Consider the following 2733-nt stretch of genomic DNA (forward strand, 5'->3'; position numbering starts at 1 on the left):
ACATATAAAGACACCCTCACCAGTGCCGCCGGTTGCGATTCAATTGTTACCCTGACATTGAATGTTAATCCAGTTGTAACAGGGACTCAAACTGCGACTGTTTGCGCTAACCAATTACCTTATACCTGGAACGGCAATACTTACAATGCGGCCGGAACATATAAAGACACCCTGACCAGCGCGGCAGGTTGCGACTCAGTAGTAACACTGACATTGAATGTAAATCCAGCCGTAACAGGAACCCAAACCGCAACTGTATGTGCTAATCAATTACCATATACCTGGAACGGAAACATCTACAATGCCGCTGGAACTTACAAAGACACCTTAACCAGTGCTGCCGGTTGTGATTCTATCGTTACCCTCACACTGAATATTAATCCAGTCGTAACAGGAACCCAAACCGCAACTGTATGTGCCAATCAATTACCATATACCTGGAACGGAAACACCTACAATGCGGCCGGAACATATAAAGACACCCTCACCAGTGCCGCAGGTTGCGATTCAATTGTTACCCTGACGCTGAATGTTAATCCAGTTAAGACTGGCACACAAACAGCTACCGTATGCGCTAACCAATTACCATATACCTGGAATGGAAATACCTACAATGCCGCTGGCACTTATAAAGACACTTTATTATCCGCAGCAGGTTGCGACTCAGTAGTAACACTGACATTGAATGTAAATCCAACCATAACAGGAACCCAAACCGCAACTGTATGTGCCAACCAATTACCATATAGCTGGAATGGTAACACTTACAATGCCGCTGGCACATATAAAGACACCCTGACCAGTGCCGCTGGTTGCGATTCAATTGTTACCCTGACGCTGAACGTTAACCCGGTTAAGACTGGCACACAGACAGCTACCGTATGCGCTAACCAATTACCATATACCTGGAACGGAAACACATACAATGCGGCCGGAACCTATAAAGACACCCTGACCAGTGCTGCAGGTTGTGATTCTATCGTTACCCTCACACTGAATGTAAATCCTGTTGTAACAGGAACCCAAACCGCAACTGTATGTGCCAACCAATTGCCATATACCTGGAATGGAAACACCTACAATGCCGCTGGAACTTATAAAGACACCCTGACCAGCGCGGCCGGTTGTGATTCTATCGTCACCCTCACACTGATCGTAAATCCAGTTGTAACAGGAACTCAAACCGCCACCGTTTGCGCCAATCAATTGCCATATACCTGGAACGGCAATACTTATAATGCGGCCGGAACATATAAAGACACCCTCACCAGTGCCGCTGGTTGCGATTCAATTGTTACCTTGACGCTGAATGTTAACCCAGTTAAAACTGGCACACAAACCGTAACCATCTGTAACAACCAACTGCCTTATACCTGGAATGGCAACATTTATAATGCCGCAGGAACTTATAAAGATACGCTGACTAATGCTGCTGGCTGTGATTCCATCGTAACGTTGACATTGAATGTCAATCCTGTCGTAACAGGAACTCAGACCGCAACTGTTTGCGCCAACCAATTACCTTATACCTGGAATGGAAATACCTACAATGCAGCAGGAACCTATAAAGATACCCTGACTAGTGCCGCCGGTTGTGACTCAGTAGTAACACTAACATTGAATGTAAATCCAACTAAGACCGGCACACAAACAGCTACCGTATGCGCTAACCAATTACCTTATACCTGGAATGGCAACACTTACAATACCGCAGGAACCTATAAAGACACACTAACCAGTGCTGCTGGTTGCGATTCAATTGTTACCTTGACGCTGAATGTTAACCCAGTTAAAACTGGCACACAAACCGTAACCATCTGTAACAACCAACTGCCTTATACCTGGAATGGCAACATTTATAATGCCGCAGGGACCTATAAAGACACCCTGACCAATGCTGCAGGTTGCGACTCTATCGTTACCCTGACCTTGAACGTAAATCCTGTTGTAACAGGAACTCAAACCGCCACTGTTTGCGCCAATCAATTACCATATACCTGGAATGGAAATACCTACAATGCAGCAGGAACCTATAAAGACACACTAACCAGTGCTGCAGGTTGCGATTCAATTGTTACCTTGACGCTGAATGTTAACCCAGTTAAAACTGGCACACAAACCGTAACCATCTGTAACAACCAACTGCCTTATACCTGGAATGGCAACATTTATAATGCCGCAGGGACCTATAAAGACACCCTGACCAATGCTGCAGGTTGCGACTCTATCGTTACCCTGACCTTGAACGTAAATCCTGTTGTAACAGGAACTCAAACCGCCACTGTTTGCGCCAATCAATTACCATATACCTGGAATGGAAATACCTACAATGCAGCAGGAACCTATAAAGACACACTAACCAGTGCTGCAGGTTGCGATTCAATTGTTACCTTGACGCTGAATGTTAACCCAGTTAAAACTGGCACACAAACCGTAACCATCTGTAACAACCAACTGCCTTATACCTGGAATGGCAACATTTATAATGCCGCAGGAACCTATAAAGACACTCTGGCCAGCTCCACTGGTTGCGATTCTATCGTCACCCTCACACTGATCGTAAATCCAGTTGTAACAGGAACTCAAACCGCCACTGTTTGCGCCAATCAATTGCCATACTCGTGGAATGGCAACACCTACAATGCCGCTGGCACTTATAAAGACACATTATTATCCGCAGCCGGTTGCGATTCTATTGCTACCCTGACTTTAAACGTTAACCCAGTCGTAACA

1 protein-coding gene is annotated in these 2733 nt (G+C 45.4%); it reads left to right on the forward strand.

The genetic code is table 11. The features are described from left to right. Positions 1-2733: hypothetical protein (locus tag A3860_RS41415; RefSeq protein WP_216823602.1), on the forward strand; the 2733-nt coding region annotated here is incomplete at both ends.

Origin of the sequence: Niastella vici, assembly GCF_002077945.1 — a bacterium.
Classification (GTDB): Bacteria; Bacteroidota; Bacteroidia; order Chitinophagales; family Chitinophagaceae; genus Niastella; species Niastella vici.